Raw genomic sequence first — 12868 nt, 5'->3', positions numbered from 1 at the left:
GGCACTGGACTCGCTCGGTTCCATGGGCGGACTGTTCTCGACCACGATCCTGTACGCGCTCGGCTGCGGTGTCGCCGTCGGCGGCGGCCTCGCCCTCTTCCTGGTCGCGGTACGCGGATTGCCCGCCAAGCCCGAGCACGAGAAGCGGCAGGCCAGCGAGCGCGTCAACGAGCTGATCCGCTGGGCCGGCCGCCGCGGTTCCGCCGCGGCCCTCGTCGGCCTCGTCGTCCTGCTCCTGACCCGGTGGGCGGTGCTCGGCATCGCGGCCGGTGTCCTCGTCTTCTTCTGGGACCGCCTCTTCGGCGGTGCCGCCGAGGAACGCGCCGCCATGAAGCGGGTCGAGGCCCTCGCCTCCTGGACCGAGTCGCTGCGCGACACCATCGCGGGCGCGGTCGGCCTTGAGCAGGCCATTCCCGCCTCCGCCCGCGCCGCCGCGCCCGTCCTCCGCCCCCACCTGGACGCCCTGGTCGACCGGCTGCGCTCGCGCACCCCGCTGCCCGACGCGCTCCAGCACCTCGCCGACGAGATCGACGACGCGTCCGCCGACATCATTGTCGCGGCGCTGATCCTCAACGCGCGGCTGCGCGGCCCGGGTCTGCGGCAGGTCCTCGGCGCGCTCGCCAAGTCGGCGCGCGAGGAGGTCGACATGCGCCAGCGCGTGATGGCGCAGCGCGCCTCGACCCGCCGCTCCGTGCAGATCGTGGTCGCGGTGTCGGTGCTCTTCGTCCTCGGCCTGTCCATCTTCAACCGGGACTTCGTCGAGCCGTACGGCTCACCCGTCGGCCAGCTCGTCCTGGCCTGCGTGTGCGGGCTGTTCGCGCTGGGCTTCTGGTGGCTGCGCAAGCTGTCGACCATCGAGACGCCGGAACGCTTCCTGGTCCGCGACGGCTCCGACGTCCGGTTCGTGCGCCCCCGCACGCCGGGTCAGCCGGGCCACTCCGGCCAGCCGGGGCAGCCCGTACAGCGCCTGCCGCAACCGGCGCAGCCGTCGCAACCGGCGCAGCCGTCGTCGGCGTCTGGGGACGAGGGGGTACGACGATGAATCTGACCATGCCGGTACTGGTCGGCGCCGTCCTGGGCCTGGGCGTATACGCCCTGGTCCGGGCCCTGATGCCGACCAGGCGCAGCCCCATCCAGCAGGTCGCCCGGATCGACGCCATGCGGGCGCGCGGAGCGGCCTACGAGTCGTCCCGCGCGGCGCAGGACACCAGCCGTCTCGGTTCGCTGCGGGCCCAGGTCGGCGCCCGGGTCGCCGAGCTGTACCTCCAGCAGGGCTGGGAGCAGCGCTCGCTGCGCGCCGACCTGGCGGTGCTCGACCGGAGCTGGGAGAAGTTCCTGGCGACCAAGGCGCTGCTGGCCGCAGGCGGGCTGTTCTTCGGCCCGTTCCTGTTCGCCATCGTCTGGCAGCTGGGCTTCGGCAGCAGCCCGATCATCCCGGTCTGGCTGGCCCTGCTCTGCGCCGGGCTCTTCTTCTTCCTGCCCGACCTGGAGGTCCGCAGGGACGCCGCCGAGAAGCGCCGTGACCTGCGGCGCGTGATCGGCGCCTATCTGGACCTGGTCTCCATGAGCCTGGCCGGCGGCCGCGGTCTGCCGGAGGCGCTGATGGCGGCGGCCGAGGTGTCGGACGGCTGGGCCACCCACCGCATCCGCAACGCGCTGGCCGACGCGCGCATCACGGGCATCAGCCAATGGCAGGCGCTGGGCCAGCTCGGTGAGGACCTGGGCGTCGAGGAACTGAAGGACCTCTCCGCCTCCCTCGCCCTGGTGGCGGACGACGGAGCCAAGGTCCGCGAGTCCCTCGCCTCCCGCGCCGAGACCATGCGGCACCGCGAACTCGCCGAGATCGAGGGCAGCGCGGGCGAGAAGTCCCAGTCGATGCTCGTGGCCCAGCTGCTGCTGTGCGCCGGGTTCCTGGTGTTCCTGATCTATCCGGCGGCGATGAGGGTGTTCCAGGTGTGACGCAGCTTTCCCCACACTCGCCCCGGCCCCGAAACAGCAGCTCCGAGCCGCTTCGCTCCCAGAACTGACACGAGAGGACAGAACCCGCCATGAACGGACGGAACTTCCGCACCGGCACCACGGGCATCGTGCCCGTCGACTTCCTGATCACCTTCCTGCGGGCCCGCGTGGACCGCGCCCGCTCCGGTGAACTGGACCGCGGCGCCTCCGCGGTCGAGTGGGTCATCATCTCCGCGGTCGTCGTCGCGATCGTCGGCGTCGTGGCCGCCATCATCAACGCCGCGCTCAGCGACGGCGCCAACAAGGTCGGCGACTGCATCAAGGGCGCGGACGCGGGCAAGACCTGCTGACCGGCCGACGCCAGGCTCTGACGGGGACGACGTGACGGGACAGACGGGGACGAGGACGCCGGGCGCCGCGCGCGGCGTGCTCATGGGCGCGCTCAAGGGCGCACTCGGGGGCGTGCACAGACGGGTGCGCCGCAGGGTGGAGGTGGCGCGGGAGGCCGCGACCACCCGCGGCGACGACTCCGGCATGACCGCCATCGAGTTCGTGCTGCTCACTCCGGTCCTGTTCTTCATGATCTTCGCGACGGTGCAGTTCGGTCTGTACTTCTTCGCCGACCACGTGGCGCAGGCCGCGGCCCAGGCGGGCGCGCGCAAGGCCCGCGCGACGGCCGACGCCCAGCCCGGCGCGTGGCGGGGCGAGGCCCGGGACGTGGTCGACAGCTACATCCGCCAACTCGGCCCGCAACTGGTCCTGTCCCCCGACGTGAAGATGCTCCAGCCGGAGCAGAACACGGTCGGAGTGGAGATCACGGCCCGCATCCCCACGGTCTTCCCGGGCCTGGACCTGACGGTGCACGCACAGTCGGCGGGCCCGGTCGAGCGCTTCGTGCAGGAGGGCGGCAACTAGATGAACCCCTCCTGCCTCTCCCGCCTCGACGGCAGTCGGCCGCGCGCGAATGAGGGTGGCGACGACCGGGGCCTGTCCACCATCGAGGTGGTCATCCTGGCCCCCGTGATGATCCTCTTCATCCTCGTCCTGGTGGCCTTCGGCCAGCTGGTCGACGGCCGCGGCGCACTCGACGGCGCCGCCAGGGACGCGGCCCGCGCGGGCTCGATCCAGAAGGACCACGGTACGGCGATCGCGGAGGCGAAGAGGGCCGCCGAGGCCAACCTCGCGGACGTCTGCTCCGGCCCGGTCTCGGTCGTCCAGAAGAGCGCCGGCTTCGAACCGGACACCCTCTTCACGGTCGAGGTGAGCTGCGAGGTGCGCGGCCTGGCCTCAATCGGGCTGAACATCCCCACCACCCTGTCGGCGACCTTCAGCTCCCCGCTGGACCCCTACCGGAGGACAGCGTGAGAGCCCAGGTACGCGACTGGCTCGCGGACCGGCGCACCCGGCTGGACGACCGCGGTTCGGGCGCCGGCGCGGTCATCATCTTCGCGCTGGTCTTCCTCTCCCTGTCGGCCTTCGTCATCGACGGCGGCATGTCCATCTCCAAGCGGGAGCGCGCCGCGGACATCGCCGAACAGGCGGCCCGCTACGCCGCCCAGGACATCGACCGCGAGGCCCTCTACGACGACGTGGGCGGCCCCGCCCCCATCAACTACGAGAACTGCAACGCCCGGGTCAAGGCCTTCGCCGCCGAGATGGACATGACCGGCGCGGACATCGCCGCGACCCACTGCGTCACGGCCGACGCGGCCCAGGTCCAGGTCGAGGTCCAGCTCACCTACTCCCCGGTCTTCACCGGCATGTTCTACGGCGGCGACGTGGTGGTCCACGGCCAGGCGGTGGCGGAGAACGAGGTGGGCTGAGCGGGCCTAGCGGCGCCGCTCAGCCCATGGGGATACCGAGATCCCGCGTCAGAATCTCGACGAGCCTGCTCTCCGGGACCTCCGGGGGCGAGTAGCCCGCCTCTCCGACGTGCGCGACGAAGTCTCCCGGCAGGGCCAGGTGATACCTGACCACGTAGTACGCGAGATCGTCCCGCCAGATCCAGGCGCCGTCCGTGAGGAGCGAGCCGCCACTCACCAGCGTCGGCGCTTCCGCATCCAGCACGTCTGCCTGCGCGCCCATCTCCGACCAGATGCCGGCGCCTTGCCGGAGGTACTCGACGAGTCGGTGCTCGTCAGCGTTCGCCGACGACCTCACCGCGTCCTTGATCGCGCCGTCGGTGGGGAACCCCCAGCCGGGCGAGAGCTCGTCGAAGAACCCGACGGCCCGGACCGTACGTGCCATCCGGGCGCCCTCAGTCGGGCAATGGGATGCCCTCGGCCCGTGCGATGTCCAGTGCTTGTTCAACGCTGACCTCCGGGGCCGAGAAACGGAGCGAGACGGCGTGTTGGACGAACGCCGGTGGCGGCGCCACGTGGTGCTGCCGGACGTGGTCCGACCAGGCGAGGGTCCAGACCCAGTGTCCGTCGGTCATGATCCCCACGCGTACGCGCGTGCCCGCCGAGTCGGAGAACGGGTCCGGCAGAGTGCCCGGCGAGAACAGCACGGGTTCGGCTTCTTCAAGGAACCTGGCCAGCGGCTCGGCCAGCCTGCGGGGGAGCGTGCCGGGAGAGAAGCCGGCCTCCATCTGAGGCTCGCCGACGAGATGCGGCACGGGGACCCTGGCCATTGGCTACTTGTCGCCGCCCTTGCCGCCCCGCTTGTCCTCCGTCTTCACGGCGTCGTTGACCTTCTTGGTGAGATCGTCGTCGAGTTTCTTGAACTCGCGGACCACGGCGTCCGACATGCTCGCGAGGGCGTCGAGCTGCTGGGTGATGTCCTCGCGGCCGTCCTCCCAGTTGGACTCGAAGTCGTCGAGGGCGTCGTTGACGCCGCCGTCGCCGATGTCGTCCTTGTAGGACTCGAAGAGCTTCTTCGTGTGGTTCAGCCGCGTCTTGAGCGACCGCAGCTGGCGACCGTAGTCCTCCAAGTCGCTCAACGGGATCGCGAGGTCGCTCTTGCCCATGGCCCGAAGTCCCTTCTGCGGGTCAGACGAAACGGAACGTGCCGGTCACAGCGTCGAAGATGTCGTGGAACGCCTCGGCTAGATCCAGCACCGGGCTGGCTCCGGAGACGAGGACGACCTGGTCGGTGGTTCCCGGGACGGGGATGTACGTCTGCGTCAGCACCATACGAAGGGTACGACTGTCGCCCGGCTCGACGGGCACGTCTTCCACCCCGTACGTCCGCGCCGCCGGGCCCACTTCGGGAAGGTCGACGGTCGTCACCTTGCGCCAGGCGTCGCCTTCACGCCGCGCGGTGATCGTGTGCAGGCTGTCGGCGATGGCCCGGGGATCGGTGGACAGGGCGACCCCCTGCTTGTTCTTGGCACCGAGCACGGACACGGTGACGGTCGCGGCGAGCGGCACACCGTCGAAGTTCTCGGCCATGCAGCCCAGGTAGAGGGCACCGGAGTCGTGGGCGTCCTTTGCCATCTTCCGGAGCATGGCGGTCAGATCGGGACGATAAGGGGCCAGGTCGGGTATCTCGCTGACACGCTCGTCCACCAGTGCGCGAATCGTCGACTCCCGGCCCTCGGGACGGATGTCGAACTCCCACCACGACTCCGGGACCGAAAGGGAGACACCAATGGGCATGGAACGTGTGGACATCAGGCCTCGTCGTCGTAACTGACCGGGGAGTAGTTCTGGATGTATTCAGTGAGGAAATCGACTGCCTCACGAGGCAGGCGCAGCGGAACGCGCGCCACATACTCGAGCAGCAGTTTCGGCGGGTAGTAGTCGACCGCCTCGTATTTCACGACGTCCGGCTCGTAGCGATCCGCCACGCCCAGGATGGACAGCAGGGACGGGAAGCTCAACTCCTCGACGTCACTGCCAAGGTCCACCGGTAGACGGTACGGGACGACGTCCGAGGAGGACTGGGGTGTGATGCCGCCCGCCAGTTCCGTGATGTCTTCCAAGCGCAGACGGAACCACGGTCCGTTGCGTTTCACCACCATCCATCGATCGGCGACGCCGCTCTGGAATACGCAGCATTCTGCGCCGGAAAAGATCTCCGTCATGCCCAGACCCATCCTGGTGAGGGGAGGAGGAGAGCCGTCCAGGCTGTCGATCTCTTCATGGCCGGCGCGCAGCATGCGGGTGAACTCGTCGAAGAAAATCCCGTTCCGGTCGGACTTCGACAGGCAGGAGAAGTGGAGGTTTCCGTCGAGGAAGGAGGGCTTGGAGGCCCACGGGTCTCGCAGGAGACGGTACCCGGCGACACCGTCGCATTGTCCCGTGATGAGCGGGGCCGGAGCACCACAGATCTGGCACTCATTCACGTCTGGCATTTTGATCGCCTGTCGGTCCGGGTCTGGGTCACTTGAATCGCAGAGGATATAGGGTAGTGCGTCGCCGCTTCTCTCATCATAGGTCGGTCACTGGGACGATCCCCCCGCGCTCGCTGATGGGGCCGCCTGGAGGGTAAGTTCCCGGAGGCAATTCCAGAACGCCGGAGTTGTCGAAGAACCGGACTTGCCCGTCGCGACTGATGACCGCTTCCATATGAGGGGTCCGCTTGTTGTCCGGGTCTCGGCTCATGCTGTTTTTCGTACCGCGATCGCGAGTGAGTGGGAGGCCGAGAGGGATGTTCCCCTTGCCGTTCTGTCGGCCATGACACACGGGCGGGGCGCACAGGCCGCCGTCATACTGGAACCTTTGGCTTTCGCTCTGCGGACCGTCGACGGCGACAGCGCCGCGGTGTTCGGACAGCTCATCGAGTCATGCCTGGCCGATTCCCGGGCCAAGGAGATCTGGAGGGACCTGATGTCGGAGATCCGCTATTTCTTCAACAACCCGGTGGCCGAGAAGGTCCGTGAAGAAGGCCGCGTGGAGGGCCGCGAAGAGGGGCGGCTTGAGGACCGGGCCGGGATGACCCTCCGGATTCTGGAGTGGCGGGCCATCCCGGTGTCCGGGGCCGTGCGGGAGCGGGTGCTTGCCTGTTCCGACCTGGATCAGCTCGAGACCTGGGCCCGCCGTGCGGTGACCGCCGAGCGGGCGGAGGATCTGTTCAGCGGTTGATGGACTGGATCTCCTGGACTTCCATGTCCTGGGTCGTCTCGAAGGTGCCGTCCGGCAGGTCGCCCTGGGCGCCGCCGGTGCCTTCCCAGGAGATCTCCCAGGTGATCGAGGCGCTCAGCTGGTACGGCTCGCCGTTCGACGCGCGGAGGTAGCGGATGCCGCAGGGCGGGGTCTGGTCGGCCTTGCCCTTCGTGTACGGCGTACCGATGGAGCCGTCGGCGTTGATCTCGCAGTCGCCGGAGGCGGGGAACGTCTCGGCGTCGGCTGTGCCGGGGTCCAGATGGAGGGCGACGGGCTTCGCGGTCGTCTCCGCCCACAGCCCCGTGTTGGGCAGTTCGGCCCGGACCTTGACCTCCTTGAAGGTGCCCTTGTCCAGCCAGACCCAGGTTGGCAGAGTCACCGTGGACTTCGTCTGCGGCTTCAGCTCGACCTCGGTCTTCGGTACGTCGATCTGGTCGTACGCGTAGGCCGCGAGCGTCTCCGGGGTGGGGGCGTGGGGATCGTCCGGGATCGTGCCGGCGTCCTGCCAGAACATGACGCGGCCGCAGTCCCAGGCCTTGGTGTCGTGCTCGTGCCCCTTGCGGACCACGCTGCGCCAGAACATCCCGTCCTTGCCCTGGTTGTAGTCCTTGTAGCCCTTGGCCATGGTGTTCTTCGACGTGTTGATGTCGAAGTTGTCCTGCTCCTCGCCCTCCTCGTAGTGATCCACGAAGATGCCCGAGGTCCAGAACTCGTGGGCGTTCACGGCACCCAGACCGCCGTTCTTCTTCAGGTCGGCCACCGCGGACTTCAGCTGCTCCGGCGTGAACACCGGCTCGTACCAGCAGACGGGCGGTTCCCAGTTGGGGTCGACGGAGGTCAGATCCTCCATGGAGCCGCTGCCGGTCCGGCCGTCGGGGTAGGTGAGCTGGATCCTGGACTGGGAGACCGACGACAGCAGGGTGCGGCCGTTCGCGTCGCCCTCCGGTTTGGCGCTGTCTCCCGGCGCCGGGGTGGTGCCACCCACGGGCTTGTCGGCATGTGCCGTCCCTGCGGCCCACAACACGGAGCTGACAGCGAGCGCCACGGCCCACTTCGTGCGGCCGGCAGCGATCAGTGTCGGCATCCCGCCGCCTTCCCCTCGACGGTGATCTGCTGAGCCCGCCACACCGGCGAGTCCTGCTGGGGTGCCATGAGGAGGCTGAACTTCTGGTAACTGGCCAGGCTTTCCTCGGTGCGGTGAACCTTTCCGGTCTTCACTTCCTTGCCGTAGGCCTTGGACTGGTCCTCGCAAAACGTGACGAGGATCGACTTGGCCTTCTCGCCCTCACCCACAGGACTGGTTTCCGCCTGGTAATACCTGTCCTCACCGGTCAGGGTCCAGCCGCCGTCCACGTACTCCTGGATCTGTGACTCGGCGTACCGGGCAGCACCGGCCGCCGAGTAGAAGCCGTACGCCGGATCCTTGACGTCCTGTTCGGTGATGCCGTGGTTCAGCGCTCTGATGTAGTTCGCGGCGTCATCCAGCGCGGCAGCGGCATCCGCATCCGACGGCTTCTCGAAGTCGAAGACCAGCTTCAGATCCTCGGGCAGGCTCACGTCCGGCCGCTTCACGCCGGCCGCTCCCGACGCCGAGGCCGACGGAGAAGAGGTGCTCGCGCCCGTCTCCGCCCCCTTGATGTCGTCCGGCGAGGAATCCTCTCCGCCGCAGGCGGTCAGGAGCAGGGCCGCCGTCGCGGCGAAGGTGGCGGCGGTCATGGTGAGGGCGCTGCGGGCCACTGGTGTTCCCCCCGGGATACGGCGTGTGCGACAGGAAACGAAGCTACCAGGGGCGCGTGCGCGGCCTCTGACCGGTTTTCGGGGATTGTGTGCGGAGTGTGAAGGGGGCCTCCGTAGAGGCGGGCAAAAGGCATGAAGCGGGCGGACGTCGTGAGGTGGGCCTTCCTCGCCCCTTCGCCGCCGCCGGTGGGAGTCCATAAGATCTCGGTAGGCTCAGCACACCCCCTCCATCCGGACGCCCCGCGGCCTTCGCCGCCCACGACCACGACCCAGGACTTGGCCCATGCCGCGACGCCGCACCACCAGCTCGTCAAGCTCGACGGCTCCCTCGGCACCGAGAAACCGCACGCCGCAGCCCGTGCGGGTGCGGCGGCGGTCGTTCGGGGACGTCGTCAAGGCGTTCCTCGCCTTCGTGGTGCTGCTGGTGCTGGTCGTCGGGGTGCCCCTCGCGCTGGCCACCCAGATCGGCTGGCCGCTGCCCGACGGCGCGCCGAGCCTCGACTGGTTGCAGCGTGAGATCACCGTGCAGACCTTCCTGCACATCCTCACCGTCATCGTCTGGTTCGCCTGGGCGCAGTTCACCGCCTGCGTGCTCGTCGAGGTCAAGGCCGCGCTGTCCGGTGTCGGGGTGCCGGGGCGGGTGCCCGGGTCCGGGCCCAGTCAGCTGCTGGCCCGGCAGCTCGTCGCCGCCCTGCTCCTCGTCGGTGCCACCGCGGCGAGCCTCACGCCGGGCCTGTCGCAGCTGGGGCAGAGCCTGGAGGGGAACCAGAAGCCCTCCGTCGCCGCCGCCCAGCAGACGCCGGGCATCTTCGCCCAGCAGCAGGAACAGGCGGCCGCCACTGCCAACGCCCTTGCCGAGCAGGCGGGACAGGCGGGCCAGGACGCCGCCCGCGCCGACGGCGGCTCCTCCGCCGCGCACGGCGACACGAAGTACTACCGCATCCAACCGCCCGAGGGGCGACACCACGACTCCCTCTGGGAGGTGGCCGAACGGCACCTCGGTGACGGCCGGCGGTACAAGGAGATCTTCGAGCTCAACAAGGACCGGGTGCAGCCGGACGGGTCCCGGCTGTCCGAGGCGAGCCTCATCCGGCCCGGCTGGATCATGGAGATGCCCGGCGACGCCCGCGGCGGCGAGCTGGTCGAGATGCCCGACGAGGCGCCGAACGTCTCCGAGCAGGTGCAGCAGCAAATCAGCGACTACGCCCGGAGCGGCGACCACGCCCAGGGCGGAGGGGGAGCGCAGGGCGGTGGCGACGCCCAGGTCTCGCTGCCCGAGCAGCGGCCCGCGCCCACGCCCGCGAACCCCGTCACGCCCGTCACCCCCGCCCCTCACACGGACCGGGAACACGCCGCCCCCGCCGCCGCACAGGACGGCCACTCCTTCGGCCTGCCCGAGGCGCTCCTCGCCGCGCCGCTCCTCGCCGCCGGTCTCCTCGGCGCCCTCGGGCGCCGGCGCCGGCAGGCGATGTGGCAGTCGGCGCTCGGTGCGGTCGGCGGCCGGCGCGGCATGGAGCCGCCCACGCCGACCGGCGACGCCCAGGACGTGCAGGACGCGCTGCTCGTCGGCGCCGACCCCGAGGGCGTACGCCTGCTCGACCGGTCGCTGCGCGGGCTGGCCGCCTCCCTCGCCGCCGAGTCCCGCCCGCTGCCCGTCGTCTACGCGGCCTGGATGAGCGGCAACGGCGACCTGCACCTCCAGCTCGCCCAGCCCGCCGGGAAGCCGCCCGCGCCCTGGCGGCAGGGGCAGGACCAGACCTTCTGGATGCTCGCCCGCGCCGACGCCGAGGGGTACGAGGAGGCCGAGACGGCCGCGCCGTACCCCGGGCTCGTCAGTCTCGGCACCATGGACGACTCCCGGCTGCTGCTCAACCTGGAGGCCGTGCCCGGCATCGTCTCGCTCGGCGGCACCGAGGCCGACCGGGCCGCCGTGTTCGCGTCGGTCGCCGCCGAGCTGGCCACCAACGGCTGGTCGGACCGCATGACCATCACCCTCGTCGGGTTCGGGGACGACCTCACGCCCCTCGCGCCCAACCGGATCCGGCACCTCGACGGGTTCGAGGACCTCTTCGAGACCATGTCGGCCGAGACCCGGCAGCGGCGCGGCGCGCTCGGCGCCGCCGGGCACGACTCCGTGCTCACCGGCCGCACCGGGCCCGCCCAGCACACGCGCTGGGCCCCGCACCTCGTCCTGCTCGCCGCCCAGCCCTCCGACGACGACGCGCTCAGGCTCGCCGAACTCGCCGCCGACGCCGGGCGGCTCGGCATCGGCTACCTCGTCGGCACTCGGGGCGCCGAACTGCCCGGTGCCGCCTGGGAGATGGAGATCACCGGCGAGGGCCGGCTGCTCGCGCCGCTGCTCGGGCTCGAACTGGACGCCCAGATGCTGCCGGCCGCCCAGCGGCGTGCCGTCGTCGAGCTGTTCACCGACGCCGATCCCGGCTCCGACCCCGAGGGCGGCCCCGGCCGGCCGGCCAACGCCCCGCCGTTCCTCGTCGACATCAGCGAGCAGGGCCGCCCCGCGGTGTACGCCCGCCTCGTCGGGTCGTACGAGATCATCGGCCTGGACACGCCCGACGGCGAGCGCAGCGCCCTGCTGCACGAGGCGCTGGCGCTGCTCCTGCTGCACCGCGAGGGCGTCCACCCGCGCGTGCTGTCCTCCGCGCTGTGGCCGCGCGGCGTGACGGCCGACGTGCGCGACGCGCTGCTGGAGCGGCTGCGGACCTGGCTCGGCTCCGACCCCGACGGGACGCCGCGGCTCGCCACCGACGCCACCGGACGGCTCACCCTCGCCAAGTCCGTCGTCTCCGACCTCGACGTGCTGCGCTCCCTCTACTACGAGGCCACGCAGGGCCGGGGCGTCGACAGCCGCCAGGTGCGCGGGCGGCTGCTCACCGACGCCCTGGTGCTGGTGCGCGGGCCGCTGCTCGCCGACCGGCCCGAGGGCCGCTACCGCTGGCTCACCCACGAGATCATCGACGCCCAGCTCCCGCTCCTCGTCGCCGACACCGGGCTGGCGCTGTCCGAGTTCCACCTGGAGCGGGACCGCGCGGAGAAGGCCATCGAGGCGCTGAACGCGGCCCTGCGCACGGCCCCCGCCGACGAGCGCCTGTGGCACGAGCTGCTGCGCGCCACCCACACCACCGGCGACCCCGACCGGCTGCGCGCCCTGGCCGCCGACCTCGTCAACCGCAGCGGGGCACGCGGGCTGCCGCCGCGCACCGAGGCGCTGCTCGACGAGTTGCTGCCGACCTGGCGCGAGGGCGTCTCCGCCGCCGGATGAGCATCGGAGCCGCCATCGACAGCGCCGTCGACACCGTCATCGACCCCGGCCTCCTGGTCGTCCTCGTCGCCGCGGTGTGGGGCGCGGCGACGGGCGCGCTGCTGCCCCGCGCGGCCTACCGGTTCTCCGCCCCGTCCGGGGAGGCGTGGCGCGAGCGGTGCCCGGACGGGCACCCCGTACGCGGCTGGCTCGGCCGGGCCCGCTGCGGGCAGTGCCCGGCCGATCAGGCGTCCTACGGCCCGCGCACCGCGTCCCTCGCCGTGGCCACCGCCCTCGTCTGCGCCGCCCTCGCCGCCGCCACCGGCACCCGGCCCGAGCTGGCCGTCTGGCTGCTGCTCGCCCCGGTCGGCGTGCTGCTGGCCGTCGTCGACCTGAAGGTACGGCGGCTGCCCGACCCGCTCACCCTGCCGCTCGCCGGGGTCGCACTCGTCCTGCTCGGCCTCACCGCGCTCCTGCCCGAGCACGCGGGGGAGTGGACCACCGCCCTGCTGGGCGCCCTCGCCCTGGGCGCCGGCTACCTCGTGCTGTTCCTCATCAACCCGGCCGGCATGGGCTTCGGCGACGTCAAGCTCGCCCTCACGGCCGGTGCCGTCCTCGGCTGGTACGGCTGGCCCACGCTGATGCTGGGCACCTTCGCCGGATTCCTGCTCGGCGCGCTCTACGGCGGCGCCCTCCTCGTCGCCCGGCGCGCGCACCGCAAGACGGCCATCCCCTTCGGCCCCTTCCTCATCGCGGGCGCCTTCCTCGGCGTCCTGGCCGGGGCCTACGCGGCCTGACCACGAGCGGGCAGAACGCCTGGCGTACGCTGGGCAGGTCCGTCCACAACCCTTACGAACCTTGC

Annotated in this window: 15 protein-coding genes and 1 pseudogene; 9 read left to right on the top strand and 7 right to left on the bottom strand. The window is 70.9% G+C overall.

Features of this window, described 5'->3' with window-relative positions:
- The first annotated feature begins 22 nt into the window (after positions 1 to 22).
- The 6 genes from B9W62_RS16270 (at position 23) to B9W62_RS16245 (ending at position 3782) form a co-directional block, all read left to right on the top strand.
- Positions 23 to 1042 (top strand): type II secretion system F family protein, encoded by a 1020-nt coding sequence (locus B9W62_RS16270; protein WP_179236023.1) that lies wholly within the window; start codon positions 23 to 25, stop codon positions 1040 to 1042.
- Positions 1039 to 1959, top strand: coding sequence for a type II secretion system F family protein (locus B9W62_RS16265; protein ID WP_179235513.1), 921 nt, complete (start codon positions 1039 to 1041; stop codon positions 1957 to 1959). Before B9W62_RS16270 ends, B9W62_RS16265 begins: the two co-directional genes overlap by 4 nt.
- Positions 1960 to 2048: 89 nt before the next feature.
- The gene (locus tag B9W62_RS16260) at positions 2049 to 2309 is read left to right on the top strand and encodes a hypothetical protein (protein WP_031035077.1); all 261 of its coding nucleotides are present in this window, start codon (positions 2049 to 2051) and stop codon (positions 2307 to 2309) included.
- 184 nt (positions 2310 to 2493) lie between these two features.
- A complete protein-coding gene (locus B9W62_RS16255) occupies positions 2494 to 2874 on the top strand; it encodes a TadE family protein (protein ID WP_256976768.1) in 381 nt (126 codons plus the stop codon).
- Entirely contained in the window at positions 2875 to 3324 is a 450-nt protein-coding gene (locus B9W62_RS16250) for a TadE/TadG family type IV pilus assembly protein (protein WP_087807837.1), read from the top strand. It begins immediately after the preceding gene.
- Positions 3321 to 3782, top strand: coding sequence for a TadE/TadG family type IV pilus assembly protein (locus tag B9W62_RS16245; protein WP_087807836.1), 462 nt, complete (start codon positions 3321 to 3323; stop codon positions 3780 to 3782). Before B9W62_RS16250 ends, B9W62_RS16245 begins: the two co-directional genes overlap by 4 nt.
- Before the next feature lie 19 nt (positions 3783 to 3801).
- Here the strand turns inward: B9W62_RS16245 and B9W62_RS16240 are convergent, their stop codons facing one another.
- Genes B9W62_RS16240 through B9W62_RS16220 form a run of 5 tightly spaced genes read right to left on the bottom strand, consistent with a single transcriptional unit; the run spans position 3802 to position 6256 of the window.
- Positions 3802 to 4206, bottom strand: coding sequence for a hypothetical protein (locus tag B9W62_RS16240; protein ID WP_256976425.1), 405 nt, complete (start codon positions 4204 to 4206; stop codon positions 3802 to 3804).
- Between the two features lie 10 nt (positions 4207 to 4216).
- Positions 4217 to 4591: a hypothetical protein gene (locus B9W62_RS16235; protein ID WP_087807834.1), complete on the bottom strand. Its 375-nt coding sequence runs from the start codon at positions 4589 to 4591 to the stop codon at positions 4217 to 4219.
- 3 nt (positions 4592 to 4594) lie between these two features.
- Entirely contained in the window at positions 4595 to 4927 is a 333-nt protein-coding gene (locus tag B9W62_RS16230) for a hypothetical protein (RefSeq protein WP_087807833.1), read from the bottom strand.
- Between the two features lie 22 nt (positions 4928 to 4949).
- Positions 4950 to 5573 carry a hypothetical protein gene (locus B9W62_RS16225; protein WP_179235512.1) on the bottom strand — a complete coding sequence of 208 codons (624 nt, stop codon included), beginning with the start codon at positions 5571 to 5573 and terminating at the stop codon, positions 4950 to 4952.
- Positions 5573 to 6256: a hypothetical protein gene (locus tag B9W62_RS16220; protein ID WP_087807832.1), complete on the bottom strand. Its 684-nt coding sequence runs from the start codon at positions 6254 to 6256 to the stop codon at positions 5573 to 5575. Before B9W62_RS16220 ends, B9W62_RS16225 begins: the two co-directional genes overlap by 1 nt.
- A gap of 268 nt (positions 6257 to 6524) precedes the next feature.
- Here B9W62_RS16220 and B9W62_RS16210 point away from each other — a divergent pair.
- A pseudogene (locus tag B9W62_RS16210) lies at positions 6525 to 6986 on the top strand (hypothetical protein); the annotation flags it as partial.
- Here the strand turns inward: B9W62_RS16210 and B9W62_RS16205 are convergent.
- Positions 6976 to 8091, bottom strand: a complete 1116-nt coding sequence (locus B9W62_RS16205) for a hypothetical protein (protein ID WP_087807831.1) — start codon at positions 8089 to 8091, stop codon at positions 6976 to 6978. The pseudogene B9W62_RS16210 and the gene B9W62_RS16205 sit on opposite strands and share 11 nt — an antisense overlap.
- Positions 8079 to 8744 (bottom strand): hypothetical protein, encoded by a 666-nt coding sequence (locus B9W62_RS16200; RefSeq protein WP_087807830.1) that lies wholly within the window; start codon positions 8742 to 8744, stop codon positions 8079 to 8081. Before B9W62_RS16200 ends, B9W62_RS16205 begins: the two co-directional genes overlap by 13 nt.
- 283 nt (positions 8745 to 9027) lie before the next feature.
- Here B9W62_RS16200 and B9W62_RS16195 point away from each other — a divergent pair, with 283 nt between their 5' ends.
- Together B9W62_RS16195 and B9W62_RS16190 are read left to right on the top strand one after the other, a co-directional pair.
- The gene (locus B9W62_RS16195; protein WP_087807829.1) at positions 9028 to 12027 is read left to right on the top strand and encodes a bacterial transcriptional activator domain-containing protein; all 3000 of its coding nucleotides are present in this window, start codon (positions 9028 to 9030) and stop codon (positions 12025 to 12027) included.
- Positions 12024 to 12803, top strand: coding sequence for a prepilin peptidase (locus tag B9W62_RS16190; RefSeq protein ID WP_087807828.1), 780 nt, complete (start codon positions 12024 to 12026; stop codon positions 12801 to 12803). The genes B9W62_RS16195 and B9W62_RS16190 overlap by 4 nt, the downstream gene beginning before the upstream one ends.
- Positions 12804 to 12868: the final 65 nt, after the last annotated feature.

The sequence above is a fragment of the Streptomyces sp. CS113 genome (genome assembly GCF_002188365.1).
GTDB lineage: Bacteria > Actinomycetota > Actinomycetes > Streptomycetales > Streptomycetaceae > Streptomyces > Streptomyces tendae.
This window is presented reverse-complemented; position numbering and strand designations above follow the sequence as displayed.